This is a genomic window from Novosphingobium sp. KACC 22771 (genome assembly GCF_028736195.1).
GTDB lineage: Bacteria > Pseudomonadota > Alphaproteobacteria > Sphingomonadales > Sphingomonadaceae > Novosphingobium.
This window is the reverse complement of the sequence record NZ_CP117882.1, coordinates 172,180-196,930: the sequence shown is the minus strand read 5'-3', so window position 1 is coordinate 196,930 and position 24,751 is coordinate 172,180. Positions and strand designations below refer to the sequence as shown.

Annotated in this window: 23 protein-coding genes; 8 read left to right on the top strand and 15 right to left on the bottom strand. The window is 64.2% G+C overall.

Annotation, left to right across the window (positions count from 1 at the left end; all coding sequences use genetic code 11):
* Window positions 1-10: 10 nt before the first annotated feature.
* Window positions 11-1,036, top strand: a complete 1,026-nt coding sequence (locus PQ467_RS17930; protein ID WP_274176898.1) for an oxidoreductase — start codon at window positions 11-13, stop codon at window positions 1,034-1,036.
* Here the strand turns inward: PQ467_RS17930 and PQ467_RS17925 are convergent.
* From PQ467_RS17925 to PQ467_RS17900, 6 genes are all read right to left on the bottom strand, one after another.
* Complete coding sequence (locus PQ467_RS17925; RefSeq protein ID WP_274176897.1) at window positions 1,023-1,475, bottom strand: (2Fe-2S)-binding protein; 453 nt, start codon at window positions 1,473-1,475, stop codon at window positions 1,023-1,025. The two genes, PQ467_RS17930 and PQ467_RS17925, sit on opposite strands and share 14 nt — an antisense overlap.
* Window positions 1,472-3,643, bottom strand: coding sequence for a xanthine dehydrogenase family protein molybdopterin-binding subunit (locus tag PQ467_RS17920; RefSeq protein ID WP_274176896.1), 2,172 nt, complete (start codon window positions 3,641-3,643; stop codon window positions 1,472-1,474). Before PQ467_RS17920 ends, PQ467_RS17925 begins: the two co-directional genes overlap by 4 nt.
* Window positions 3,640-4,587 (bottom strand): formylglycine-generating enzyme family protein, encoded by a 948-nt coding sequence (locus PQ467_RS17915; protein ID WP_274176895.1) that lies wholly within the window; start codon window positions 4,585-4,587, stop codon window positions 3,640-3,642. Before PQ467_RS17915 ends, PQ467_RS17920 begins: the two co-directional genes overlap by 4 nt.
* 134 nt (window positions 4,588-4,721) lie before the next feature.
* The gene (locus tag PQ467_RS17910; protein ID WP_274176894.1) at window positions 4,722-5,009 is read right to left on the bottom strand and encodes a DUF1330 domain-containing protein; all 288 of its coding nucleotides are present in this window, start codon (window positions 5,007-5,009) and stop codon (window positions 4,722-4,724) included.
* Between the two features lie 55 nt (window positions 5,010-5,064).
* Window positions 5,065-6,525 carry an NAD-dependent succinate-semialdehyde dehydrogenase gene (locus tag PQ467_RS17905; protein ID WP_274176893.1) on the bottom strand — a complete coding sequence of 487 codons (1,461 nt, stop codon included), beginning with the start codon at window positions 6,523-6,525 and terminating at the stop codon, window positions 5,065-5,067.
* Complete coding sequence (locus tag PQ467_RS17900; RefSeq protein WP_274176892.1) at window positions 6,525-7,496, bottom strand: alpha/beta hydrolase; 972 nt, start codon at window positions 7,494-7,496, stop codon at window positions 6,525-6,527. The genes PQ467_RS17905 and PQ467_RS17900 overlap by 1 nt, the downstream gene beginning before the upstream one ends.
* Window positions 7,497-7,835: 339 nt before the next feature.
* Here PQ467_RS17900 and PQ467_RS17895 point away from each other — a divergent pair, with 339 nt between their 5' ends.
* From PQ467_RS17895 to PQ467_RS17875, 5 genes are all read left to right on the top strand, one after another.
* Window positions 7,836-10,070 (top strand): TonB-dependent receptor, encoded by a 2,235-nt coding sequence (locus PQ467_RS17895; RefSeq protein ID WP_274176891.1) that lies wholly within the window; start codon window positions 7,836-7,838, stop codon window positions 10,068-10,070.
* 126 nt (window positions 10,071-10,196) lie between these two features.
* Entirely contained in the window at window positions 10,197-10,886 is a 690-nt protein-coding gene (locus tag PQ467_RS17890; protein WP_274176890.1) for an isochorismatase family protein, read from the top strand.
* Window positions 10,879-11,775, top strand: coding sequence for a polysaccharide deacetylase family protein (locus tag PQ467_RS17885; protein WP_274176889.1), 897 nt, complete (start codon window positions 10,879-10,881; stop codon window positions 11,773-11,775). Before PQ467_RS17890 ends, PQ467_RS17885 begins: the two co-directional genes overlap by 8 nt.
* On the top strand, window positions 11,772-12,686 hold the full coding sequence (locus PQ467_RS17880) for a polysaccharide deacetylase family protein (RefSeq protein WP_274176888.1): 915 nt from the start codon (window positions 11,772-11,774) through the stop codon (window positions 12,684-12,686). Before PQ467_RS17885 ends, PQ467_RS17880 begins: the two co-directional genes overlap by 4 nt.
* A 4-nt stretch (window positions 12,687-12,690) precedes the next feature.
* Window positions 12,691-13,710, top strand: coding sequence for a zinc-dependent alcohol dehydrogenase family protein (locus PQ467_RS17875; RefSeq protein ID WP_274176887.1), 1,020 nt, complete (start codon window positions 12,691-12,693; stop codon window positions 13,708-13,710).
* Window position 13,711: 1 nt separating this feature from the next.
* Here the strand turns inward: PQ467_RS17875 and PQ467_RS17870 are convergent, their stop codons facing one another.
* Both PQ467_RS17870 and PQ467_RS17865 read right to left on the bottom strand, forming a co-directional pair.
* On the bottom strand, window positions 13,712-14,449 hold the full coding sequence (locus PQ467_RS17870) for a GntR family transcriptional regulator (protein ID WP_274176886.1): 738 nt from the start codon (window positions 14,447-14,449) through the stop codon (window positions 13,712-13,714).
* Window positions 14,450-14,567: 118 nt separating this feature from the next.
* On the bottom strand, window positions 14,568-15,824 hold the full coding sequence (locus PQ467_RS17865; protein ID WP_274176885.1) for an MFS transporter: 1,257 nt from the start codon (window positions 15,822-15,824) through the stop codon (window positions 14,568-14,570).
* 134 nt (window positions 15,825-15,958) lie between these two features.
* On the opposite strand from PQ467_RS17865, the gene PQ467_RS17860 reads away from it, so the two are divergent.
* A complete protein-coding gene (locus tag PQ467_RS17860; protein ID WP_274176884.1) occupies window positions 15,959-17,641 on the top strand; it encodes an alpha/beta fold hydrolase in 1,683 nt (560 codons plus the stop codon).
* Entirely contained in the window at window positions 17,638-18,963 is a 1,326-nt protein-coding gene (locus PQ467_RS17855; protein ID WP_274176883.1) for an MFS transporter, read from the top strand. Before PQ467_RS17860 ends, PQ467_RS17855 begins: the two co-directional genes overlap by 4 nt.
* A gap of 43 nt (window positions 18,964-19,006) precedes the next feature.
* On the opposite strand, the gene PQ467_RS17850 is transcribed toward PQ467_RS17855, so the two are convergent.
* The 7 genes from PQ467_RS17850 to PQ467_RS17820 are packed head-to-tail and all read right to left on the bottom strand — an operon-like array spanning window position 19,007 to window position 24,654.
* Complete coding sequence (locus tag PQ467_RS17850; RefSeq protein WP_274176882.1) at window positions 19,007-19,732, bottom strand: hypothetical protein; 726 nt, start codon at window positions 19,730-19,732, stop codon at window positions 19,007-19,009.
* Between the two features lie 25 nt (window positions 19,733-19,757).
* Window positions 19,758-20,420: a hypothetical protein gene (locus PQ467_RS17845; RefSeq protein WP_274176881.1), complete on the bottom strand. Its 663-nt coding sequence runs from the start codon at window positions 20,418-20,420 to the stop codon at window positions 19,758-19,760.
* Window positions 20,421-20,422: 2 nt separating this feature from the next.
* Window positions 20,423-21,274 (bottom strand): alpha/beta fold hydrolase, encoded by an 852-nt coding sequence (locus tag PQ467_RS17840; RefSeq protein ID WP_274176880.1) that lies wholly within the window; start codon window positions 21,272-21,274, stop codon window positions 20,423-20,425.
* Window positions 21,271-22,152, bottom strand: a complete 882-nt coding sequence (locus tag PQ467_RS17835; RefSeq protein WP_274176879.1) for a VOC family protein — start codon at window positions 22,150-22,152, stop codon at window positions 21,271-21,273. The genes PQ467_RS17840 and PQ467_RS17835 overlap by 4 nt, the downstream gene beginning before the upstream one ends.
* Window positions 22,149-23,522: an MmgE/PrpD family protein gene (locus tag PQ467_RS17830; protein WP_274176878.1), complete on the bottom strand. Its 1,374-nt coding sequence runs from the start codon at window positions 23,520-23,522 to the stop codon at window positions 22,149-22,151. Before PQ467_RS17830 ends, PQ467_RS17835 begins: the two co-directional genes overlap by 4 nt.
* Window positions 23,522-24,349 (bottom strand): SDR family NAD(P)-dependent oxidoreductase, encoded by an 828-nt coding sequence (locus tag PQ467_RS17825; protein WP_274176877.1) that lies wholly within the window; start codon window positions 24,347-24,349, stop codon window positions 23,522-23,524. Before PQ467_RS17825 ends, PQ467_RS17830 begins: the two co-directional genes overlap by 1 nt.
* The gene (locus tag PQ467_RS17820; RefSeq protein ID WP_274176876.1) at window positions 24,346-24,654 is read right to left on the bottom strand and encodes an REDY-like protein HapK; all 309 of its coding nucleotides are present in this window, start codon (window positions 24,652-24,654) and stop codon (window positions 24,346-24,348) included. Before PQ467_RS17820 ends, PQ467_RS17825 begins: the two co-directional genes overlap by 4 nt.
* Window positions 24,655-24,751: the final 97 nt, after the last annotated feature.

Below are 24,751 nucleotides of genomic sequence, written 5' to 3'. Positions count from 1 at the left end.
AGGGGCAGAGATGATGCGGGATATTGGCGTGGGTCTGATTGGCTATGGTCTGGCCGGACGGGTGTTTCACGCCCCTTTCGTCGCCTTGACCCCCGGCCTGCAATTGCGCGCCGTGGTCTCGCGCGATGCGGCCAAGGTCCATGCGGGCCTGCCGGGCATGACGGTCGTGCCCGATGTTGCCGCGCTGCTGGAGCATCCCGGCATCGATCTGGTCATTGTCGCCAGCCCTGATGAATTTCACGCCGAACACGCCATCGCCGCGCTCGATGCGGGCAAGCATGCGGTGGTGGACAAGCCCTTTGCCACCAGCGCCGCCGATGCCCGCCGCATGGCACAGGCCGCGCGCGAGAGCGGCAAGATGCTCACCGCCTTTCAGAACCGCCGCTGGGATGCCGATTTTCTCACCCTGCGCCGGTTGATCGAGGATGGACGCTTGGGCGAGATCGTCCATTTTGAAAGCCATTTCGACCGCTGGCGCCCGGTCCCAGCGGCGGTGTGGAAAGAGGCGCGGGCGGGCGGGTCATGGCTCGATCTCGGGCCGCATCTGGTCGATCAGGCGCTGTGCCTGTTTGGCCGCCCCGATGCCGTCACCGCCGATCTGGCCGCGCTGCGCCCCGGTGCGCCCGCGCCCGACTGGTTCCATGTCGTGCTGCATTACCCCGGCCGCCGCGCCATCCTGCGCTCCAGCAAACTGGCCGCCGACCATGCCTTGCGCTTTGCCGTCCACGGAACCGGGGGCAGCTGGATCAAGACCGGCATCGACCCTCAGGAACCCGCCATTCTGGCCGGCGCCGCGCCGGGCGGGGCGGATTGGGGATATGACCCCGCGCCGGGCCATTTCACCAATGGCAGCGACCCCGCGCAGACCGTGCCCAATGAACGCGGCGATTATCGCTTGTTCTGGCAGGCGCTCGCCGATGCGCTGCACGGCAAAGGCGAAAACCCCGTTCCCGCCGAGCAGGCCATCGCCGTTATGGAAGTGCTGGAGGCGGGCATGATCAGTTCAGATCAGGGGCGGCGGATCACGCTGGCTTGACCAACTGCCCGATGGCCTCGACGATGCGCGGATAGGTGCCGCAGCGGCACAGATTGGCCACCCCGGCGCGGATCGCGGCGGCATCGGGGCGCGGGTTGGTTTTCAACAGTGCCGCCACCGCCATGATCATGCCGGGCTGGCAATAGCCGCATTGCGGGACCTGCTGGGCCACCCATGCCGCCTGCACCGCATGCATTCCCCCCGCAGGGGTCAGGCCTTCGATGGTGGTGATGCTGCGCCCCTGCGCCATGTTCACCGGGATCTGGCACGAACGCATCGCCTCGCCATCGACATGCACGGTACAGGCCCCGCACAGCCCCGCGCCGCAGCCGAATTTCGTCCCCGTCAGCCCAAGATCCTCGCGCAGCGCCCAGAGCAGGGGCGTATCCTCGTCACCCTCGAAGCGGCGCTCCTGCCCATTGACCGTGATCGTAATCATGCGTTTTCCAGTTCAAAACGAAGCGACAGGGGCAGGCGGCGCACCCGGCCACCACCCGCATCGGCAATGGCATTGGCCAGCGCCGGGGCAATCGGCGGCGTCCCGGCCTCGCCCGCATTGCCCGGCGTTGTTCCGCTGGGGATCAGGGCGACCTCGATGGGCGGCACATCGGCCAGGCCCGGCAGGCGGACATCGTTGAAATTGCTGATCGTGGGCCGCCCATCGGCAAAGGACACCCCGCCCCAGAGCGCGGCCTGAAGCCCAAAGATGATGCCGCCACTGATCTGGCTTTCCACGCCCGGCGGATCGACCATCACCCCGCAATCAAACGCCGCGACAATGCGCCGGATCGCCAGCTTGCCCTTGGCCACATGCACCTCGACCGCCTGCGCGCAGACATGGCCCTCGTTGTAGGTGAGCGCGATGCCGCGCCCCACGCCCTTTGCCTTGGGTCGGTCCCATCCGATCATCGCAGCGGCCTTGTCCAGCGCGCGCCGGATGCGCGGTTCACCCGCCAGCAACGCGCGGCGATAGGCATAGGGATCCCGCCCCGCCGCGCGCGCCACCTCGTCGATAAAGCTCTCGGCAAAGAAGGTATTCTGGCTCATCGTAACGGATCGCCAGAAGCCGACCGGGATCGCCAGATCGGCTTCGTGAAACTCGATCAGCTTCATCGGCGTGGCATAGCAGCCATAGATCAGCAGCCCCGCCGCCGTGGGATCGGCCATGCCGGGAAAGCCCTGACGCTTGTGATAGGTGTTGATGGATTGCCCCGCCATCCGGCTGTGGATCGCCAGCAGCGCGCCATCCGCCCCGATGCCGGCCACGCTTTTGACGCGATAGGCCGGGCGGAACTGGTCCATCGCCAGATCGTTCTCACGCGTCCAGACCAGCTTGACCCAGCGCCCCGGCACGGCCATCGCGGCCTGCATCGCGGGGATGGGGAAATCGGTCGCCCATTTGCGGCCAAATCCGCCGCCAAGGAAGGTCACCTCGACCCGCACCTTGTCCAGCGGCAGACCCGACATTTGCGCCGCCAGTGCCCGTACCGCCTCGGGCGACTGCATCGGACCGCACAAAGTTAATTGCCCATCGGCCAGAATGGCGCTGCAATTCAAAGGCTCCATCGCCGCATGGGCCAGATAGGGCACATCATATTCGGCCTCCACCCGGCGCGGGGCGGCGGCAATGGCGGCCAGCACGGCAGGCTTGTCAGCCCCTCCGGCGCGCGGGCGCATCGTGGAAAAATCGAAATCGGGAAAGGGTACAGGCGCCTTTTCCGCAAAGGCACGGGTCAGCGAAGCATTGATCGCCGCATCATCCACCCCCGCCGTGGGTGAGGAGAGCACCGTCAGTTTCAGCGCCTCGGCCGCCTTTTTCGCGGTCCAAAAGCGCGAGGCCAGCACCGCATAGCCGCCATCGACCGGCACCACCGCGACCACGCCCGGCATCGCCTTGACCTGCGCCAGATTGGCGGCCTCCACCTTGGCGCGCGGATGCGGGGCCAGCGCCAGCGCGCCCACCAGCATATCGGGCCGCACCACGTCGATGCCGAACTCGGCCTGGCCCATCACCTTGGCGGCCAAATCCTTGCGCGGACTTTTGCCCCCGATCAGGCGGAAATCCGCAGAGTTTTTCAGCGCCACATCGCCCGGCACCGGCAAACGCGCCGCCTCGCCCGCCAGCGCGCCATAGGTCAGCCGCAGCCCACTGGAGGCATGGACCACCTCGCCGCCTTGCGTGGAAACCTGATCCACCGCCACGCCCCAGCGCGCCGCGCCCGCCGCCATCAGCATGGCGCGCGCCGCCGCCCCGGCCCGGCGCAGCGGCAGGAAATAGCCCACCGTGGTCGCGCTGCTCGCGGTCATCTGCTTGCCCATGGCCGGGTTGATAAAGGCCCGGTCGGCCCACGGCAGCAGCACCTGCATCCGGGCCCAGTCGCAATCCAGTTCCTCGGCGACCAGACGGGCCAGCGTCTCCTGCGTGCCTTGCCCCATTTCGGAGGAAGGGCAGGTGAAATGCACAGCGCCATCCGGCGTAATGGCGATCATCGCGCCAAAACGCGCATCGCCCTGCGCCCGCGCCGGAAAGCCAAAGCCCAACGCCAAAGCCCCGGCGCCCAGCCCATGCAGCATCTGGCGGCGGCTCAGATTAAGAATGCGGCTCATTTCCCGTCCACCAGATCGCGCGCCACGCGGAAGCCGAAGATCCAGCTCACCTGATCCTCAGGATCGCGCCCGCGCCAGGTTACGCGGTTGCGAAACGCGGCCGACATCCAACTGCCGCCTCGCACCGCGCGGCGTGGGCATGCGCCCGCCACTTCATAGGCGCGCCCATCACGGGGCGCATCGGCGGGATAGGGCGCGACATAGCAGTCCTGAGTCCATTCCCAGATATTGCCGACCATATCATAAAGGCCAAAGGCGTTGGGCGGATAGGAGCCGACCGGCGCCGCCCCGGCAAAACCATCGCGGCAAGGCACGGCAGCAGGCATACCCCCCGCCCCGCCGAACACCGCCAGCGCGCCATCGGCCATACCATCGCCATCCAGCACATTGGCGTGGAGGCAGGCCTTGGCCGCGCCGCCCTCCCACGGAAACTCGGTGTTGGTGCCCGCGCGCGCGGCATATTCCCACTCGGCCTCGCTGGGCAGGCGATAGGGCTTGCCCGTCTTCTGGCTCAGCCATGCGGTATAGGCCTTGGCATCGCGCCATGAAACACAGACGACCGGCTTATCGGGCGCGCCCTCGCCCGCGCCCTCGCCGGGATGGCGGAAATCGGCATCGGCAATGGCCTCAACCTTGCCCGTGGCGCGGATCAGGCTGCGACACCCCCGCGAGGTCTGATAGCCGGTGGCCGCGAGAAAGGCGGCATAATCGCCGTTGGTCACCTCACGCGTGGCCAGCGCAAAGGCCCGCGCGATGGTGACGGGATGGGGGGCGCCTTCGGGCCGGTCGGCCTCGCCCGCATCAGCGCCCATGATGAAATGCCCCGCCGGGACCACCACCATTGCCGGGCAGACATCGGCGCAATCGCGGACCGGCTTGGGCGCGGCCATGGCAGGCGGCGCGAAAGCCAGCGCCAGCCCGGCCAAAATCCAGCGATAGGTCATGATCATCTCCCAATGCCTGTACAGCGTTCTTGGCGGGGAGACTGCCTTGCACGATGGCCGGGGCAGTCTTTGATATCGCCAATGTCCGTTGTGCGGATAGGGTTGATCATCCCACCTGCCCCGCGCGGATGGGTTCAGACCAGAAGCCGCGATTCCACCACGCCGCCGCCGTTCAGGCGAAGCGCCTTGCCCGCCTGATATTGCGGCGAGTTGACATAGGCCCGCGCGCGCTCGGCATCGGGAAAGCGCAGGACGACCACCATTTCGGCCGGGTCCACATCGCCCTCCATCACTTCGGCCACCTTGCCCCGCAGGACATATTCCCCGCCGAAGGTTTCGGCCAGACCCGCGACGGCCTGAATATAGGCGCCAAATTTCTCGCGATCATGCACGCGAACGGTGGCAACAATATGCGCAGTCATAAGCACTCCTTGCAACAATGTCGGCTGCCCCGGCGCGCGCCGGGGCAGCAACCGATCAGCCTTCAACGGCCAGACAGACCATCTTGATGCTCAGATAATCGTCCATGCCATAATGCGAGCCTTCGCGGCCCATGCCCGATTCCTTCACCCCGCCAAAGGGCGCCACTTCGGTGGAAATCAGACCGGTGTTGACCCCCACCATGCCGTAGCGCAGCGCCTCGGGCACGCGCCACACCCGCTCGTAATCGCGGGTGAAGAGATAGGAGGCCAGACCCGCATCGGTGTCATTGGCAATGGCGATGGCCTCTTCCTCGGTTTCAAACCGCACCAGACCCGCCACCGGGCCAAAGGTTTCCTCGCGGCACAGCAACGCATCGGCCGGAACCCCGGTGATGACGGTGGGGGCAAAGAAGGTGCCTGCGCCGTCCACCTGCGCACCGCCGGTCAGCACCGTGCCGCCACGGGCCACCGCATCGGCCACATGCGCCTTGGCCTTTTCCACCGCGCGGCCATCGATCAACGGGCCTTGGTCGGAGGGCCCGGCAAGGCCCGGCCCGACCTCGAGACCGGCCACGCGCACGGCCAGACGCTTTGCAAACTCATCGTAAATGCCCGATTGCACGATCAGGCGATTGGCGCAGACGCAGGTTTGGCCCGCGTTGCGGAATTTGCTGGCAATCGCGCCTTCGACGGCGGCATCGACATCGGCATCGTCAAACACGATGAAAGGCGCATTGCCGCCCAGCTCCAGCGACACCCGCTTGACCGTTTCCATACAGCGCGCGGCCAGCATTTTGCCAACGCCCGTCGATCCGGTGAAGGTGAATTTGGCGATCCGCTTGTCGCCGGTCAGCACATTGCCGATAGGCGCGGAATCGCCGGTAACAACGCTGAGCAGACCCGCCGGAACGCCCGCCAGTTCGCCAAGATAGGCCAGGGCCAGCGCCGACAAAGGCGTCAGTTCCGATGGCTTGATAACAATGGCGCAGCCCGCCGCCAAAGCGGGGCCAGCCTTGCGCGTAATCATCGCCAGCGGGAAATTCCACGGCGTGACGGCCGCGACAATGCCCACCGGCTCCTTGCGGACAAGAATCCGGCGGTTGGACTGATGCGGGGTCAGCACATCGCCGGTGATGCGCCGCGCCTCGTCGGCAAACCATTCAAGGAAGCTGGCGGCATAGGCCACCTCGCCGCGCGCCTCGGCCAGCGGCTTGCCCTGTTCGGCGGTCATGATGCGGGCCAGGTCTTCCTGGTGCGCCAGCATCAGCTCGCCCCAGCGGCGCAGCACGCCGCCGCGCGCCTTGCCCGTCTCACGCGCCCATGCGGCCTGCGCCGGGACGGCGGCATCCACCGCGCCGCGCGTCTCGGCCTCGCCCAGATTGGGAACCGTGCCCACAAGGCTGCCATCGGCAGGGTTGGTCACGGCAATCGTGGCTGCGCCCTTCACCCATGCGCCGCCCACAAAAGCCGCATCGCGCAGCAGCGCAGGCTCGCTCAGCCTGAGATCGATCGTCATCACTTGGTCCTCTTCTCGTTCTTGTCGGCCAGTATCTGGGTCATCCACCAGTCGAATTCCTCGATCCAATGATCGACTGTGGTGCCCGTTCCGCGCAGGCCGAAACCGTGGCCGCCGCGCGTATAAAGATGCGTTTCGGGGTGATAGCCGGCGGCCAGCAATTTGCCATAATAGTCCCGCACGCCAACGCCCACGGCCAGATCATCCTGGGCCATCGCCAGAAATAAAGGCGGCAAGGCATCGGGCGCCGGGGTCGGCTTGGGCTGCAGCCACGGCTCCTTGGGCGTGCCGGGCGGATAGGGCAGATTGGCCTGCGGAATGGGCGGCATGCTGGCGGGAAAGGGCAGGCCGTAGATCAGCCCGGCAAAATCGGCGCGATCGTTTGGGTCCGCTGCATGCGCCAACATACCGGCAATGTGAGCGCCCGCGGAAAAACCCACCACGCCGATGCGATGCGGATCAATGTGATAGTCCCCAGCCTTGGCACGCAGCAATTTGAGCGCCTGACGGCCATCGGCAACACCTGCCGCCCCTGTCTCGTCAATGGTCATCGTGGCGGCGATCCGTTTGCGCAGGGCCTCCACCGTTTCGCCCGGAGCCTGCTGCACCACGCGATATTTGAGCAGGAAGGCGGCATAGCCATGCACCGCCAGCCAGCGCGCAACAGCCACCCCTTCGCTCTGGATCGAGAGCAGGCGGAAGCCGCCGCCCGGCGCCACGATCACCCCGGCGCCATTGCCCTTGCCCTTTGGCGGAAGAAACGCCTGAAGCGTGGGCCGGGTGACGTTCCAGAGCGTCGCGCCATTGTCGCGCAGTTCCTCGGCCACCGGCTGATCAAGCGCGCCCTTCCAACGCCCGGCATCGGGCGGGCCATCGGACCACAGCGGCTGTGCAGCAAGAACGACAGGCGCATCAGCAGGTTGCGTATGGGCGGCAACGGGCAGGATCAGCGCAAGCATGCACCCGTACATGGCACTTTTCCACATGGACGGCATTGCCGGTTTCTCCTGCCTGACTGGCGCGAACAGAGCCAAGGCTTGTTGGGACCGGCATCGGCAAGCGCAAGTGGACGGGTCCCAAGTTCCGACTGGCGAACAAAACGCATGGTTATAGGACTATAACAAGACGGCCATTCTTGCCCGGCGCAAAAATATTCGCCAATTTACGTATGCTTGGCAAATTATGCCAGATAACAGCCATTTTCAATGGCCGGGCCGTCCGTCAGGCCCTGTGAAATCTTTTTGACATATAGATATATCAATATACCTTTCCCTCCACCCAGAACCCACAAAACCTAAACGGGGGGAATCATGAGCCACAAACATCTTCTGCTGACATCCTGCCTCTATGGTCTGGCCATGATGGCAACGCCTGCCCATGCGTCGGACAATGCCGCAGACGCCGCCGCCGAACCTGCTGCTGCCGAACAATCCCAAGGGCTTGGCGACATCGTGGTCACCGCGCAGCGCCGCGAGGAAAAGCTTCAGGACGTCCCCGTCGCGGTCAGCGCCTTCAGCCCGGTGATGATTCGCCAACTCAACATTGTGGACGCGATCAGCACCTCGAAATTCGTGCCGGGCATGATTTCGGGCCACAATGCCGGTCTGGGTTCGGCCAACGCCTATTACCTGCGCGCGCTGGGCAACAGCCAGTCGACCGCCACGTTTGACGCGCCGATCACCACCTACGTCAACGATATCTATATCGCGCGCCAGAACGCCAACAACTACGCGTTCTTTGACACCGAGCGGGTCGAAATCCTGCGCGGGCCCCAAGGCACGCTGTTTGGCCGCAACACCACCGGCGGCGCCATCAACGTCATCCTGCGCAAGCCTGCTGACCATTTCGCGGCCAGCGGCGAAGTGACAGGCGGCTCGTTCGACCGTTACACCGCCAAGGGCACGGTCGATGTGCCGCTCTCGGAAAAGGTGCTCTCCAAGGTTTCGGCCTTCTATATTTCCGACCGTGGCTATTTGAAGAATGTCACCACCGGCGAATGGATGAACGGCGAAAAGACCTGGGGCGTCCGGGGCGATCTGCGCATTCGCCCCAATACTGCCCTGACCATTGATCTTTCGGCCGAATACAGCCGCAACGCAGGCACCTATGCGGGCCTGCGCAATGTGCCGGGCACCAGCCCCTATATCGTTGGCGGCACCACTGTTCCGGTCTTTTACGAGACGGCGGCAGGCCTGCGTCGCACCGATTGCAGCCAGAACAACATCAACACCCTGCTCTCCACCGGCAAGGGCGCGTGCAACCTGACCACCGTGACCTCGCTGGGCGCGAATGTCAGCTATGACACGGGTGCGGGCACGCTGACCTATATCGCGGGCTGGCGCCGGATGAATCAGGGCTATATCAACCAGTATGACGGCAGCACGGTCAATCCCTATGCCGGCTATATTCTGGTCGATAACGGCACCAACGATCAGTGGTCGCAGGAAGTCAAGTTCAACACCTCGCTGTTTGGCGGGCGGGCCAAGCTGACGACCGGCCTGTTCTATCTCCAGGAAATCTCGAACGATCGTCAGACGACCTTCAATGGCGGCACGACCTCGTTCCGCGCCATTCAGGACTCGATCTACCGCTTCAAGGCCGAGACGGCCGCGGCCTATGCCCAAACCGACATCAAGCTGCTCGATCCGCTGACCCTGACGCTGGGCGGGCGCTATACGTGGGAGCGTAAGACGCTGCACTTCACGCCCTCGCCCACCTTCACGGGGCTGGGTTATGGCGACGCGGCGGTGCAGGCCTTCGGCATCCCGCTGGCGCAGAGCGTCAACCGCTTTACCCCGCGCATCGCCCTCAATTACAAGGCTTCGCGCGATGTGATGCTGTTTGCCTCGGCCACCAACGGCTTCAAATCGGGGGGCTGGAACGGCACGGCCGCAATCCCCAGCAGCGCGGTGACCTTCCGTCCGGAAAAGACATGGTCGTATGAAGCCGGCGTGAAGTCCGAATTCTTCGATCACAAGCTGCGGGTCAACGTTACGGGCTATATCGCCCGCACGACCGACCTTCAGGCCACCGCCGCCGTGGTGAGCTCGGTGACGGGCACGATCGCGCAATTGCCCTTCAATGCGGGCACGCAATTGGTCAAGGGCGTCGAAATCGAAACCTCGGCCAAGCTCGGCGACCTGACGCTGTTTGCCAACCCCTCGTTCATGGATGCCAAATACACCTATATCAGCCCGGCGGCGACCACGCTGACGACGGCCTTGGCGCCGGTGCGCGCGCCCACGTTCCAGATCAACAGCGGCGCGCTGTATGAAAAGAGCGTGCCGGAGCTCAAGGGCACCTTGGGCGCCTCGGTGGCCTGGCGGCACAATTCGCCCTATTGGGTGGCGGTGCTGAACACCACGCACACCAACACCGAGGATTTCCTCGACCTTGGCGTGTCCTATCGCACCCAGGATGACCATATTTCGGTCGGGTTCGATGTGTCCAATGTCACCAACCAAAAGACGGTGACGGCCAACTTCCTCTCCCTCTTCCCCGGCGATCCGCGCCGTTACACTGTGCGGGTTCGCTTCAAGATGTGATGGCCATGGGGCGGGCTTTGCGCCTGCCCCATTTCGCCTGTCGGATAATCCGGGGGCAAAACTGGTTAAACACCCGCCGGGGCGTCAGCCTCTTGGCGGGCACCACTTATTTCAGGACCTGTGAACATGACGATTGTCGGCACGAAAATGGTGAGCGAGGACAAGACCGCCCGCCAGATCTTCGAGGAGGTGATGGCCAATCCCGCCCGCGCCAAATTCGGCTTTGGCGAAAAGCTGGCAATCGTGAACATTGATTTCCAGAACGCCTATACGCGCATCGACCGGTACAAGACCGCCTATGAGACCGATCCGCGCCAGATCGAATATGTGAACACGATTTCCGCGCTGGCCCGCCAAAAGGGCATGCCGGTGATCTGGACCCATGTGGCCTATGCCGAGGATGCCAGCGATGCGGGCGTCTGGGGCACGCGGACCAACACGCCCGACAGCCTGCAGAACATCAAATATGACAGCGACCGCCACGCCTTTGACGAGCGCTGCCAGATCGACCCGCGCGATACGGTCTATACCAAGCGCATGCCCTCGCCGTTTTTCGAAACGCCGCTGCAAAGCCTGCTGGTGTGGCACAAGGTCGATACCGTGGTGATCACGGGCGGTTCGACTTCGGGCTGCGTGCGGGCGGGCGCGGTGGATTCACTCTCGCGCGGCTATCGCACCATCGTTCCCATCGAATGCTGCGCCGACAAGCACGAATCCTATCACTTCGCCAATCTGACCGATCTTCAGCTCAAATATGCCGATGTCGAGCCGGTCCAGACGGTCATCGACTGGCTGGAGGGTCGCCCCGATGCGTGAGGGTCAAGCCGATCCGGGCCTCTATGAATTCCAGCGCTATCGCGCGCGCAAGCCGATCACATGGCCGGGCGGCAAGAAGGTGGCGGTCTGGATCTCGCCCAATCTGGAATATTACGAGATCGATCCGCCTGCCAACCCGCATCGCAAGTCATGGGCCAAGCCCCACCCCGACGTGGTGGGATACAGCCACCGCGACCATGCCAACCGCGTTGGCCATTGGCGCATGGCCGATGTGATGAGCAAGCATGGCTTCCCCGGCTCGGTCTCGCTCTCGGTGGCGCTGTGCCAGCATCACCCGGATGTGGTGGCCGACGCCAATGCGCGTGGGTGGGAGTTTTTCAGCCACGGCATTTACAACACGCGCTATTCCTATGGCATGGACGAGGCGCAGGAACGCGCGATCATCGAGGATTCGATCCGGACCGTGCGCGAGGCCACAGGGCAAACGATCCGGGGCTGGCTGGCGCCTGCGCTGACCCATACGCCGCGCACGCTGGATCTGATTGCCGAATATGGCATGGATTACACCTGCGACCTTTACCACGATGACCAGCCGTTTCCGGTGAAGGTCGCCAAAGGCCGCCTCATCTCGATGCCCTACAGCCTTGAGGTCAACGACCACTACGGCTTCTTCATCTATAACATGAGCCCGCGCGAATACGCCCAGACCCTGATCCGGCAATATGAGCGTCTGGCGGCCGAAGAAAGCGGCACGGTAATGTGTATCCCGCTGCATTCCTATCTGATCGGCCAGCCCCATCGCATCGGCCCGTTTGAAGAAGTGCTGCGCCATATCGCCGCCGATGCCGGAGATGGCGGACGCGCATGGATCACGCGGGCGGGCGATATTGCCGATGCCTGGCATGCGGCACAGGAGGAAAAGGCATGAGCCTCGACCCGACCTATCTGGAATATGCCAAGCGCGGCCTTGGCTATGACCACGCGCTTTACCCTTACGCGCCCCTGCCCAAGCGCGCGCCTCTGACATGGCCGGGCGGGCAGCGCATGGCTGTGTGGTTCACGGTCAGCCTTGAATGGTTTCCGATTACCCCCTCCGACACGCCCTTCCGCGCGCCGGGCCATATGCAGACCGCCTATCCCGACTATCGCCATTACACGTCACGCGAATATGGCACGCGGGTGGGCTTTTACCGCCTGCTCGATGCTTTTGCCAAGGTCGGTGCTAAGGTCAGCGTGGCGGTGAATGCCGCGATTGCCCAACGCTATCCCGAAATCATCGCCGATATCCTCGATGCTGGCCATGAAATCATCGCCCATTCCACCGACATGAACGGCACCATCGCGTCCACCCTGCCGGTGGAGCAGGAGCGCGCGTTGATCGCGCAGAGCCTCGCCACGCTGGAGGCGGCAACCGGCAAGCGCCCGCGTGGCTGGCACTCGATCGCTCGCTCGCAAAGCTTCGCCACGCTCGATCTGCTGAATGAAGCGGGCGTGGAATATTGCGTGGATTGGGCCAATGACGAGATGCCTTTTGCCTTCAACAACGGCCTCGTCAACATCCCGCTCAACCACGAACTGTCCGACCGTCAGATCCTGAATGTTCAGCAGCAGTCGGTCGATTCCTATGCCCAGCAGGTGCTTGATGCCTATGACTGGCTCAAGCAAGAGGCGGGTGATGGCGGGCGGATGCTGCCCTTGCATCTGACGCCCTATATCATCGGTCTGCCCTATCGCATGGATGCGTTCGAGGGCTTGCTGGCCGAACTGGCCGCGCGGAGCGACACCTGGTTTGCGCGCGGCGGCGACATTTTCGATGCCTTTACGGCAACAAAAGGATAATTGCATGAAAGCCTATGAACTCGGGCCTCAAACCGGGCTGAACAGCCTGCATGCCGTCACGCGCGAAACGCCCAAGCCCGGCTTTGGCGAAGTGTTGCTCAAGACCCGCCTCGTCGCGCTGAACAACCGCGACATTCAGGTGCTCGAAGGCCGCTATGGCGCCAAGAAGGCCGAAGACCGCATCCCCGCTTCCGAAGGCGTGGGTGAAGTGGTCGAATTGGGAGAAGGCGTGACCGGGCTGGCGCTGGGCGACCGGGCGGTGTTCGCCCATTTCGTCAACTGGATCGATGGGGCCTTTGCGCTTTCGCATTTCGGCACCGATTACGGCATCACCCATGATGGCTGGCTGGCCGAGTATATCAAGGTGCCCGCCGCCGCGCTGGTGAAAGTGCCCGAAAGCCTGAGCGATGAGCAGGTCGCGCCCTTGGCGTCCTCGGCCCTGACCGCGTGGCATGCTGTGGTCGAAGTGGGCCAGATCAAGGCCAGCGACACCGTGCTGGCGCTTGGCACCGGGGGCGTTGCCATCTGGGCGCTGCAAATCGCCAAGGCGCATGGCGCGCGCGTCATCATCACCTCGTCCAGCGATGAAAAGCTGGAACTGGCCCGCAAGCTGGGCGCGGACATCACCATCAACTATCGCACGCATCCCGATTGGGAGGCCGAAGTGATGAAGGCGACCGGCGGCGCGGGCGCGGACATCATCGTTGAAACCGGCGGCGCCGATACGCAGGCCAAGTCAGTGCTGGCCGCGGCCGCCAATGCGCGCATCAGCTTTATCAGCGTTGCCCCGCGCGAAGGCGCACCGACGATGAACATCGGGCTGGTGATCTACAAGAACCTTGTGCTCAAGGGCATTGCCGAAGGCAGCCGCGCGATGCTGGCCCGCCTGATCCGCACCATCGAGCAGCAGAACGTCCAGCCGGTGATCGACAGGACTTTCAGTTTTGATGAAGCGCCCGCCGCCTATGCCCACCTCAAGTCGGGCAGCCATGTCGGCAAGATTCTGATCCGCGTTTCGCAATAAGCTATTCGCCGCCGGGCAGGTTCAGATCCATCCGGATATGAAACCTGTCCGAGCGGTAATGGGCATGGGTCAGCAGAAACGGCCGACCATGCCGGTCATAGACCGTGCGGCTGATCCGCAACAACGCGGCGCGCGGTTCGATATCCAGCGCCTCGGCCAACTGGGTATCCGCCTGTAGCGCGCCGATGGTCTGCTCGGCATGGGCGGCGTGAAATCCCGCCTCGTCCAGCAAAGTCAGGATCGGCGCTCGCACCAGACTGAGCTGAGTAATGCCGGCCTGAATGCTCGCCGGGACATAGGACACGACATAGCCCAGCGGTTCGCCATCCAGACAGCGCACACGCACTGCGCGCACCACCTGCTCGCCCTCGGCCAGTTTCAGCGCCTTGGCCACCGTCGATGGCGGATTTTCCTGCGCCACCTCGATCACATTGACCGTGGTGCCCTGGCCCAGCGCCATCAGCGAGTCGAGCGCCTGGTCGATGTTCGCCGAAATCGGCTTGGCCGGAGAGCGGAAGGTGACGCAGGTGCCGATCCGTCGGCGGCGTTCGACAAAATGGTGCATCGCCAGATCATTGAGCACCCGCCGCGCCGTGATCCGCGAGACACCGTAAAGGTTGGACAGATCCTGCTCTGTCGGGAGAAGACTGCCGAAGGGGCGCTCGCCCGAGAGGATCTCATCGCGCAATTGCAGATAGATCTGGTGATAGAGCGGCACTGCCGCATCCCGGTCAACCAACGATTGCCTCCCCCCTTGGCGCCCCATTGGCCCGGCGCCAATGATCAGGCCTTGCCAACAATCAGGCCATCGCCTTTAGGCAAAAGCCTGCATCAATACAATTGGCGACTGGCCCGCCCTATTCCACACCCTCAGGATAAGGCCCCATGGTCAAGAGCAGCAGCGATCCGGCCAGAATGCAGCCCACCCCGCTCCACATGGCCGGGCCATAGCTGCCAAGGCGATCAAAGATATAGCCGTAAATCGCCGGGCCCAAACCGCCGCCCACGGCAATGACAATGTAAAACACGCCATAGATCGTGCCATATTGCCGCCGCCCGAAATAGCGCGCGATCAGATAGGCCAGCAGATCGAATTCAAACCCTGTGCCCAGGCCCATGCCGATGATAGCCAGAATGGCCGTGGTCGCGCTGATCGAACCACCCGCCAGCACGGCATTGCCCAGCGCGGGCAACATGAACACAATCAACGCGCAACCCGGCGCCCACAGCCGATCCAGCAACAGGCCGCCGCCCACGCGCCCGGCGATCACCGCCAGGCCAAAGAAGGCCGTGATGCCGCCGATCTGAGGCAGGGTGAAATGGTGGGTCTTGAGGATATTCTCCATATTGGGCGTGGTGGCCGTCAGGGAGAAAGCCAGCAGCAGGAAGCTGACCGCCATGATCCACAGGCGGCGGTCGCGCAAAGCCTCGGACAGGGTGGCGCCCGGCTCCACGGGTTCGGTTGCGCCATGGCCGAGAGAAACGCGGGGCGGCTCGCGAAACAGCCAATAGATCAGCGGCAGCGCCACCAGCAGCGGCAAGGCCCCCACCACGGCAATCGCCACACGCCAGCCAAAGGCGCCGATCAGCCAGGCCGTCAAGGGCTTGACCATAAAGGCCGTCAGGCCGGTCCCCGCGCTGACCACGCCAAGGGCCAGTCCGCGCTGGCGATCAAACCAGCTGTTGATCACCCGCGTCCACGTCGCCGTCAGCGTGCCTGCGCCCAGCGCGCTCATCAGCACCCATTGCGCATAATAGATCCACAGCGTCCCATTGGCCAATGCAAGGCTCATGAAACACAGGCCGAACAGTGCCACCGAAACCAGCGCAACCTTGCGCGAACCATAGCGATCCAGCGCAATCCCCGCGATCGGCCCGGACGCCACCACCACCAGCGATTGCACCGTCACGCTGGTCATCAATTGGGTAAAGGTCCAGCCAAAAGCCTTGGCCAGTTCGGGCGCAAACATGCCGATCGTATAGAAAGGCAGAGGGCTGAGCCCCAGCGCCAGACCAACCATTCCGGCCACCACCACGCCCCACCCTTGCGCCGAATCGCGATAGGCGGGCGCCTCGGGTGCAGCCTCGATTGCAAGTGCCTGCGTGGTGGTCAAAATCGGCCCTTTCCTTGCCTTGTCGCGTCAAAATGCCAGCAAGTTTGGGCTGGACACCATGAACAAGATGGCACACAAATACTCATATACATATACCATTTAAACGCCTGCCAGCATTTGTCCGCATGGCGGCAATGACCCAGCCAGACGAGCATGCCATGCCTTCACCGCATCCCAATATCAGCATCACGCGCGCCTATGTCTGTGTTCAGGGTAGGCAGGTTCACTACCGCAGCTGCGGGCAAGGTCCATGCGTCGTTTTGCTGCATGACTCGCCGCGCTCCTCGCGGCTTCATCTGGCCACGATGCAATTTCTGGCGCAACGCTTTACAGTGGTTGCGCTTGATACGCCCGGCTATGGGATGTCTGATCCCTTGCCCTTGGCCAATCCCGGCATTGAGGATTTCGCCGCATTTCTGGGCGAAACGCTGCTCAAACTGGGGCTGGAGCGGGCGCCGCTTTATGCCACGCACACCAGCGCCAAAATCGCGCTGGCGCTGGCGGACGCGGGCGGACAGATGGCGCGGCTGGTGCTTGATGGCCTTTCGATGCCCGAAACGCTGGCCGATGAAGCCTTTATCGCGCGCTACATGCGCCCCTTTGCCCCCGACGACAGCGGCGCCTATCTGGCGGCGGAATGGAGCCGACAGCGCGACATGCTGCGCTGGTTTCCATGGTTTGCCACAAGGCCGGAAAGCCGCATCGCCATGGAGGCGCCGGATGCGGCATGGATGAGCGATTATGGTATAGACCTGTTCAGTGCAGGGCCGCATTACAGCGATGCCTATGCCGCCGCCATGCGCTATGATCCGGCGCCCGCGCTCGCCCGCGTGACCGTGCCGACGCTGGTGGCGGCAAGGCGCGATGATGTCCTCCATGGCTATCTGGAGCGGGCCGAAACCATCGGCAGTCCGATGGTCACGACCCGCAGCCTTCCCGCCGACACGGCGCAATGGCGCGAATGGCTGCTCGATACGCTGGCAACCGGCGCAGTCGAGACAGCATTGCCCGCGCCCGAACCCGCCGCGCGCCATTATGCCCGCCATCGCCATGGCGCGCTGCATATGACCCGATACGGCCCATCCGATGATCAGCCCTGGCTGATCCTTTCGGCGCCCACGACATTGCAGGCGCAGGTCTGGGGACACGAAATATCGCGATTTTGCGGCGCCATCGTGCCCGACCTGCCCGGTTTTGGTGAAAGCGATCCTTTGCCGCCCGGCGCCACCCTTAGCGATTTTGCGCAAGTCCTGATCGACGCCATCGCGCATATGGGCATCGAAAGTGTTCGCGTGCTGGGCATTGGCATGGCCGCGCCTTTGGCCGCGGCGCTTGCTGCTGCCTGTCCTGAACGGGTGGCGATGGTGGCGGTCGACGGCCTGCCGCCCATAGGCCGGACCTTTGGCCAAACCCTCTATCCGCCCATCGCTTTCGATGCGCTGTCAGGCGGCCACCTGCATCGCATCTGGCACATGCTGCGCGATGGCGAAACGCAATGGCCATGGTTCGACAACAGCCCGGCCGCCCAGCGCCGTCTGCCTCCGATCTTCGCTGCTGACGCGCTGCATCGGGCGCTGACCGGCGTTTTGAAGCAACCTGACCATTGGGGGCAGGCCGCGCATGCCGCGATGGAAGGCAATCTCGCCGCGCTGTGGGACGGGGTGAACGTGCCGCTGATGGCGTTTACCCATGCCGATCCCGCCTATGCCGATGCGCCGCGCCTTAAAAATGCGCGTCTGGTCGCAAGGCCCGACGACACCCATGCCGCCGCCCACCTTCTCGCCCACCTTGATGCAGCCCAACCGGAGGCCACATGACCCAGTTCTCCCCTGCCTCCACGCGCCGCGCATGGTATGCCGTCGCGCTGCTGACGCTTGCTTATGCGCTGGCCATCCTCGACCGTGTTTCGATCTCGCTGCTGATCGTGCCTCTGCAAAAAGCGCTGCATATCCATGACACGGAATTCGGCCTGCTTCAGGGCATGGCCTTTTCCATCGTCTATTCGCTGCTCGGCCTGCCTTTGGGCGTGGCGGTGGACCGCAAACGGCGGGTGCCGATCATGGTGGGCGGACTGGTCCTGTGGAGCTTGGCCACCATCGGTTGCTCGCTGGCGCAAAGCTTTGGGCAATTGTTCTTTGCCCGCATGCTGGTGGGCGTGGGTGAGGCCAGCCTTGTGCCGGTCGCCACCTCGCTGATCGCGGACCTGTTCACACCGGCCGTGCGGCCCAAGGCTTATGGCGTTTTTGTCACCGGGTCGACGCTGGGCACGGCCTCGGCCATGGCGCTGTCGGGCGTGTTTCTGGGCTGGGCCGACCGGCTGATCCTTGGCCTGCCCGCGCTGTTTGGCGCGATGCAGCCGTGGCAGATCGTGTTTATCCTTTGCGGCGCGCCCGGACTGGTGCTCGCGCTGGTGCTGGCCCTGACGGTGCGCGAACCGGCGCGGCGCGGCGCCGTGGCCACCGGCGCGATCAGCCTTGCCCCGGTGTGGCGTCTGTTTGCCCAGCGCCCGCGCGCCTACGGCTTGTTCCTGCTCGGCTCGGTGCTCAATCTGACCTGTGTCTATGCCATTGTCGGCTGGTTTCCCGCGCTGTTCATCCGCGTGCATGGCTGGAGCGCGAGCACGACCGGCAAGATACTGGGTATTGGCGGCCTGCCGATTTCGATCTTTGCAGCCGTCAACAGCGGTTGGGTGATCGTGGCTCTTGCGCGGCGCGGGCATCGCGATGCGCCGGTCTGGGTGGCGGCGGCCTGTGCCGCCTCGATGGTGCTGTTCGGCGTGCCCGCCTGCCTTGCGGCCTCGGCATGGGTGGCGCTGGCGGGCTATATGCTCAACGCCCTGTTTGTGAACTGGAATACCTCGGCGGTCTATGCCGGATTGGCCCAGATCACCCCCAATGCCGCGCGCGCTCAGGTGATGGCGGTGCATACGATCCTGTCGGGCCTGGTGGCGCTGACGGCGGGGAATTTCATTGTCGGCGCCCTGTCGGATTATGTCTTTCCGGGGCCAAAGGGCATCGCGCCTGCCCTGGGCACAGTGTTCTTCCTGTGCGGGCTGGGATCGTTCCTCTGCTTCATGGCGGCCCGCCCGGCCTATCGCGAAGCGGCCGCTGCGCTCGAAGCCAGCGAAGGCGTCGTTTGATCCAATAAATGGGGGGAGCGGCCAAGCCACTCCCCCTGTAGTCTCAGCGCTTCAATTCGGCCAGTTCGTACCAGGTCTGCATATAGCCGCCCACGCCGCCCTGAACAAAGATCGCATCTTCGTCCGCCGTCACCCAGACGTCATAGGGGGGGTGGGCATGACCGCCCGCGCTGACCATGCCGCCATCGGGATCGGTGAATTGATAGTGATAGCATTCGAACGTGCCGGCCTGAACGGTCACGGTTTCGGTGCCGACATAGCCCAGCTTGATGACCGATTCCGCGATGAAAGGCGGCGTGGCCCCGCGATGATCGGGCGAGGGCAGGAAGCAGCGGAAATTGCGCGGCTCGGTCGTGCTGCGGTCGATCTTGCGGGTGATATAGGCGTCGGCCACGATCGGGTGCGTGCCGAAACCATCATAGACGCCATTGGCGGGCATCTTTTGCGACACGCGGCCGATGCTGGGGCCAAAGCTTTCGCATTCGATGGTATCGGCATTCATCAGGAACCAGCCCGAACCCATGAACTTGTCGCCAACCGTCAGACGCACAAAGCAATCGGTGGGCATGTCATTGGCATCGAGGCTGTAGATGATGTCGCGATGGACGGTCGGCGCCGGTTCGTCGATCTCGCAGCGCGCGCGCAGGGTCTTGCGGCCATCGGTGTGGTGGGTCCAGGTGAAATATTCGCGGCCCCGCTCCTCACCCTCGCGGCCCGGTTTGCGCGATGTGTAAAGGATGCTGCCCGTTATGGTGCGATGTTGCTGCATGGGGGATACTCCTGTGTGAAAGGGGTCAGACCGGCGTGCCAAGGCCGAGGAAGCAGGCCACCAGCACCAGCGCCCAGATGACCTGAACGGTGGGCGTGGTGATGCCCAGCACCCGCCGGATCGTGGCATCGGTGTCGGGCGTGGCGCCGGTGGATTTCATGGCGATAATGGCGGGGAACAGCGGCACGAGCTGGATTCGCACGATCAGGCCAATGACGATGCAGGCGGCCAGCACCAGCAATTTGAGCGCGATGAACAAAGGCATCGCCAGCGCCCCGGTCAAACCGGCAATCCCGGCCCCGGCCAGCGCCGCCAGCACGACATAACGCACAGCAATATCGACCTTTTTATAGGTCGCACCCGCAGGCCCATGGCGCAGATGCACCACCCACGCCAGCGCCAGCCATGCCAGAAACGCCACCCACGTCAGCCCGAGCCAGCCATGCGGCACCGCCAGCCAGCCTTTGACCACCGCCAGCGTAAAGCCGGTGGGAAAGGCAAGGATCAGCGTCGTGCGCGGCGCCATGTCGATGTTGTTGAGGATGGTGAGCGCCAGCATCCGCTCGGGCACGCTGCGCCTCGCGTCTATCAGAAAGCGCGCGCTGTAAAACGCCCCCAGATCGCCGCCCAGCCAATAGATGGGGATCAGGATATGGAGCAAGGTAAGAAGCGTGATCGGCCAGTCCATGCTCAGCCTCCCTGATAGAAGCGGGTCATGACCGCCTTGCGCGCGGCGCGGAATTCGGGATCGTCAAAGCGCGGCAGGGCCTCGAATGCTCCGTTGGGCAGGGCCGCGGCAATCGCCTGTGTGCCCTCGAACAGCGGATCATTGGCCCCGGCAATCACCAGCGAAGGCTGCGCCACCAAAGGCATACGCGCGCCCGCATCCCATTGAAATGCGGCACGATAATTGAGGTGATAGGTCTGACACCCCTTCAACACCTCCAGCACCCAGGCATGGAGATCGCCCGGATGGGGCAGACCGCCGATCCGCTGATGCGCCTTGTCGCGCTTGTACCATGGGAAGAACAGGTATTGGTCGCGGCAGAACTGGAAGATGCGCGAGAGATAGGCGCCGTCCAGATCGGGATTGAAAGGATGGGCATAATGGACCAGAATATCGGCCAGCTCTTCCTCGCTCATCACGCTGATGCCGTCCAGCACCACACGCGCGACGCGATCAGGCGCCAAAATCGCCAACTCGGCGGCAATCGCGGCCCCCGTGTGCGAGCCATAGACATGGGCCTTTTCCACGCCCATCGCATCGAGAAATCCAAGATAGGCTGCCGCCATATCGTGAACCGTCAAATCAGGCTTGCCCAGCGCCTCGCTGTCGCCATTGCCGGGCGTGTCGGGCGCGAAAACCTGCGTGTCGGCGGCGAAATCGGCGATCAGCCCGACCTGCTGGCGCGACGATCCGGGCGAGGCATGGATCACCAGCAAGGGTTCCTTGCCCCCGCCCAGCGATCCCGCGCCCGCATGGCGGTAATGCATCTGGCCATGGGCAAGATCGACGAAGCCGCGGCGGATGGTCATGCTCATGCCTCGATCACCTCCAGCAAGGCGCCCTCGGGCGTGGTCAGCATGCCCACCCGGCGGCCTTCATACAGCGGGCCTTGCAGCACGACGGGTTCGACCGCCCAATGGCCGTCCAGCCGCGCAAAATCAGGATGGCTCATCGTGGTCATCGCCACGCCGGGCACCAATTCACCCGAAACGCCTTCGCGCACCGTCGCCTGCGCCGGATATTGATCAAGTTCGATAAACACCTCGCCCTGCCACTTCCCGGTCACCAGTTCGACCTTCTCGCCCTCGGGCAGGTCAAAGCTTTTGGAGATCATCGAATAGTGGATCGCCACCGGCTCGATCACCTCAAGCCCCAGCACATCGCGGACCCATGCGGCGGATTTGCGCAGATCGGGGCAGGCCAGCACCATGATAAACGGCCGGTCCACCAGCGATTGCGGCGAGGGCAGACCATGCTCCGGCCCGGACACCAGCATCTGGGTCAGATAGACGACTTCCTTGTCCAGCCCCCTCACCTGCATCGGCTTGACCGTGGCGAAACCATCAAGGTTCTTGGGCGGGCCGATTACCTCAAAGGGCGAGGCCTTCATGCGTTCATGCACCGCGTCGACATCGGTGACGCACAGTTCGATCGCGGCCCAGCCATAGCTGCGGATCGGCTCATAATCGGCCACCACCGTGCCTTCGACCAGACGCAGGAACGTGGTCGCCCCCGAAGCGGGCTGGAGCAAGGCATAGCGCTTGCCCTTGCTGGCGGGCGCCATCCACAGCGCGGCAAGGGCATCATCGACCTCGCCTTCTTCCACCACGCGATAGTCCATCCATTCGACATAGCGAGCCGCCGCCGCCGCAACATCAGCAACCACATGGGTCGCGCATTTCAACAAGGTCATCCCAGCACTCCAGCAGCACGGATCAAGGCCACCGCATCGGGCGCGGCCTCCATCGATTGAATTTGTTCGGCCAGCGCCGGGGCGGCATTGCCCAGCCCGGCAAAATCGAGGCAGGATTGCGCCTTGGCACCATGTTCGGCAGGCGACAGCGGCCATGCGGGCGAACCGAACTGGGCGGTGACATCCTCAATCATCTGCGTGCCATTGCTCAGATGCGCGATGGCGCAGGCGGGCACAAAGGCCGCCGCATCGGGATTGTCATCAGCCACCACGGCGATCTTTTGCGCCATGGCCAGAACGGCCGGATCATCAAGCGCGGCGCGCGTAAAATCGCCCAGCCCGATACCCCCGCGCACCAGCACGCTGGCCGTCAGATATTGCAGGCACAAGCGCGCATAGCCCGGCTCCATCCCCGGCTTGGCCGGACGCCCGACAAGGCGATGGATCAAAGGCGGCGCGTGATACTCAAGGCGCACCAGATTTTGCGCCTCCAGCCCGCGCGCCATCAGGTTTTGCACCGCCACAATCCCACCATGGCCCGCCCGCCCCGTGGGGAACGGCTTCCAGCTTACCTCGGTGATGCGGTGTCCGCCGGCCAGCAAAGCGATGGCCGCGTCAAGTTCCTCGCGCACTTCCATCAGCGCGAAATAGCCGAACGGACCACTCAAAGGATCGCGCACACCCGGCATCCCGCCGCGCGCCAGATCCACCGCGACCAGCGCATTGCGCGCCGCCGCCGCCACCTGAACCGGCAGCGCGGGCTTGCCCTCAAGATGCGCCTGCATCGTGCCCGACACCAGCGCGAGCGCATGGCCAAAGGCATCGAGCGCCATTTCGCGCGGCATGGCGCGCAGCGAGGCAATGCCCGCCACGCAGCCAAAGATTCCTGCGGTTGCCGGACGGAAAAATTTGAGCGGCCCCGGCGCGGCCAGGCCCAGCGTGACCGCGATATCGACGCCCGCCACAATTGCGGTCAGGAACTGTTCGCCGCTGACCGGTTCACCCCGCTCCACCTCGGCCAGCAGCGCCGCCAGCAAGGTTGCCATCGGATGCAGAACGGCCGGTTCGTGAACGCAATCGAACTCCTGCCCATGGATCTGATAGGCGTTGACGAAGGCGGCCGAAGGCGCGGGCAGGCGCACACCGGGTCGCCCCAGCACGCCTGCCACATTGCCCTCTCCCCACCCCTGCGCCATGGCCAGCACGGCATCGGCATGCGCCGCGCCGGCGCCCGCCACACCCACGGCCAGCGAATCATGCAGGAACGTGACCGCCATCGCGCGCGCCGACGCAGGCACATTGGTCCAGCGCAGGCCCAGCGCATGATCGACCAGCAATTCTGCCGGATTGGATGGCGGATTTTGTCCCATCAATGCGGCTCCTCGCCGCCCGAGACATTCATGCTCTCGCCCGTGATATAGGCGCCGTCATCGCTGCACAGAAACGCCACCGCGCCCGCCGTATCGCCCGGCAGACCGGGGCGGCCCAGCGGAATGCGCGCGGCCATGCGCTTGAGATATTCCTCAACCGAAATGCCCTGCAGCTCGGCGAAATGCTCATTCTGCCATGCGCCCAGCCCGGTCGTCACATGGTTGGGGCAAACATTGTTGACCGTGATCCCATGCTCGCCCAGTTCGATGGCGGCCGAACGGGTCAGGCCGACCAGACCATGCTTTGAGGCGGTGTAGGCCTGAGCATGGGGAAAGCCCGATTTCGCCGCCTGACTGGCGATGTTGACAATGCGCCCGCCCCGGCCTTGCTTGACCATGATTTCGGCGGCGGCCTGCAAACCAAACCATGCGCCCGTCAGATTGACGTCGATCACCGCGCGCCAATCCTGCGGCGAGACTTCAGCCAAGGGCTTCATGATATAGCCAATGCCCGCATTGTTGACCCAGATGTCGAGCCCGCCATGCGTGGCCACCGCGTGATCGGCCAGCGCCTTGACGCTGTCGGGGTCGCGCACATCGCAGACGCAGGTGCTGGCCGGCGACGGCAGGCTGGCGGCAATCGCCTTCATCTCGTCGGTGCCGCCGATCATGTTGTCGGGGGTTGCGGCATCGCGGCTGGTGCCGATGTCCGAAATCACAAGACTCGCGCCCTCTTCGCTCAGGCGGCGGGCAATCGCCTCGCCCAGCCCGCCACGGCGGCCCGAACCGGTGACAACCGCGACCTTGCCCGCAAAGCGCCCGCTCACGCGGTGATTTCCTGCGTGGTGATGAAGGTCACGTCGACCATGTCCTGAAAGGCGGCGGCCACGGCCTGCATCGCCTCGGTGGCCACATCGCGGCCAAACTGGTCCATGTCGTTGATGTCGAGTACTTCGATATGGCTGTAGGGCGGGGCGGCATCGCTGCCCAGCAGGCCGGTCGTGGCGAACAGGCGGAAGGAATCGATCGAGGCAAGGCCATTGGCTGTGGGCAGATCCACCGTGCGCGCCCATTCCAGATAGGCTTGTGGGTCGACACCGGGCTTGAGGTTGAAAAGGGCGAAGATCCGCATTGAGGCTGCTCCTTATAGCAAATGCGCCGTGGCCAAGACCTGCGCGGGGCGCAGGCCTGTGACACCGGCCGCGTCGTCGATGACCGCTGCGCGGTCA

Coding starts and splice junctions, on each gene's coding strand:
- PQ467_RS17925 (WP_274176897.1), bottom strand. CDS start 1,475: ATGATTACGATCACGGTCAATGGGCAGGAGCGCCGCTTCGAGGGTGAC.
- PQ467_RS17920 (WP_274176896.1), bottom strand. CDS start 3,643: ATGAGCCGCATTCTTAATCTGAGCCGCCGCCAGATGCTGCATGGGCTG.
- PQ467_RS17890 (WP_274176890.1), top strand. CDS start 10,197: ATGACGATTGTCGGCACGAAAATGGTGAGCGAGGACAAGACCGCCCGC.
- PQ467_RS17880 (WP_274176888.1), top strand. CDS start 11,772: ATGAGCCTCGACCCGACCTATCTGGAATATGCCAAGCGCGGCCTTGGC.
- PQ467_RS17885 (WP_274176889.1), top strand. CDS start 10,879: ATGCGTGAGGGTCAAGCCGATCCGGGCCTCTATGAATTCCAGCGCTAT.
- PQ467_RS17910 (WP_274176894.1), bottom strand. CDS start 5,009: ATGACTGCGCATATTGTTGCCACCGTTCGCGTGCATGATCGCGAGAAA.
- PQ467_RS17905 (WP_274176893.1), bottom strand. CDS start 6,525: ATGACGATCGATCTCAGGCTGAGCGAGCCTGCGCTGCTGCGCGATGCG.
- PQ467_RS17835 (WP_274176879.1), bottom strand. CDS start 22,152: ATGACCTTGTTGAAATGCGCGACCCATGTGGTTGCTGATGTTGCGGCG.
- PQ467_RS17930 (WP_274176898.1), top strand. CDS start 11: ATGATGCGGGATATTGGCGTGGGTCTGATTGGCTATGGTCTGGCCGGA.
- PQ467_RS17875 (WP_274176887.1), top strand. CDS start 12,691: ATGAAAGCCTATGAACTCGGGCCTCAAACCGGGCTGAACAGCCTGCAT.
- PQ467_RS17895 (WP_274176891.1), top strand. CDS start 7,836: ATGAGCCACAAACATCTTCTGCTGACATCCTGCCTCTATGGTCTGGCC.
- PQ467_RS17915 (WP_274176895.1), bottom strand. CDS start 4,587: ATGACCTATCGCTGGATTTTGGCCGGGCTGGCGCTGGCTTTCGCGCCG.
- PQ467_RS17860 (WP_274176884.1), top strand. CDS start 15,959: ATGACCCAGCCAGACGAGCATGCCATGCCTTCACCGCATCCCAATATC.
- PQ467_RS17845 (WP_274176881.1), bottom strand. CDS start 20,420: ATGGACTGGCCGATCACGCTTCTTACCTTGCTCCATATCCTGATCCCC.
- PQ467_RS17830 (WP_274176878.1), bottom strand. CDS start 23,522: ATGGGACAAAATCCGCCATCCAATCCGGCAGAATTGCTGGTCGATCAT.
- PQ467_RS17820 (WP_274176876.1), bottom strand. CDS start 24,654: ATGCGGATCTTCGCCCTTTTCAACCTCAAGCCCGGTGTCGACCCACAA.
- PQ467_RS17840 (WP_274176880.1), bottom strand. CDS start 21,274: ATGAGCATGACCATCCGCCGCGGCTTCGTCGATCTTGCCCATGGCCAG.
- PQ467_RS17850 (WP_274176882.1), bottom strand. CDS start 19,732: ATGCAGCAACATCGCACCATAACGGGCAGCATCCTTTACACATCGCGC.
- PQ467_RS17900 (WP_274176892.1), bottom strand. CDS start 7,496: ATGTACGGGTGCATGCTTGCGCTGATCCTGCCCGTTGCCGCCCATACG.
- PQ467_RS17855 (WP_274176883.1), top strand. CDS start 17,638: ATGACCCAGTTCTCCCCTGCCTCCACGCGCCGCGCATGGTATGCCGTC.